This window comes from Mesorhizobium sp. M1C.F.Ca.ET.210.01.1.1, from assembly GCF_004791585.1.
Taxonomy (GTDB): Bacteria; Pseudomonadota; Alphaproteobacteria; order Rhizobiales; family Rhizobiaceae; genus Mesorhizobium.
In genome coordinates this window covers 1-362 of sequence record NZ_SRUU01000137.1, presented here as the reverse complement: position 1 = coordinate 362, position 362 = coordinate 1, and the positions used below count along the sequence as shown (strand labels likewise).

At 64.6% G+C, this 362-nt stretch carries 1 pseudogene; it reads left to right on the top strand.

The annotated features are described in order from the left end of the window. A pseudogene (locus EN853_RS33270) lies at positions 1-200 on the top strand (hypothetical protein); the annotation flags it as partial. Positions 201-362: the final 162 nt, after the last annotated feature.

Here is a 362-nt window from a genome sequence, read left to right as displayed (position 1 = left end):
CTGGCATCTCCGGCAACATCCGGCCGGCTCTGGCGCTGGCTGCGCTGAAACTCTTCCTGATGCCGGGGCTGGTGCTTGGCCTGGTCTGGCTGCTCGGCTTGCCGCCGCTGACGGCCAAGGTGGCGGTGGTGGTGGCGGCGGCGGTGGCTGGGGATAGCGCCTCTACAGCGCACGACGCAGTACAGGGCTATCGTAGGTGACTTTCGCAACGCGCTGGAACTGCTCGCCAAGCAGGAACAAGTGCTCTATGGTTGCGCCGTGCCGTTAGCAGGATCGGGTTGCCTGGCGGGGGCGTTCCATGTTCGAAGTCGTTGCATTCTGGCGAGCGCAAGCAAAAGCGCAGCGTCCTGGCCTGATCATTG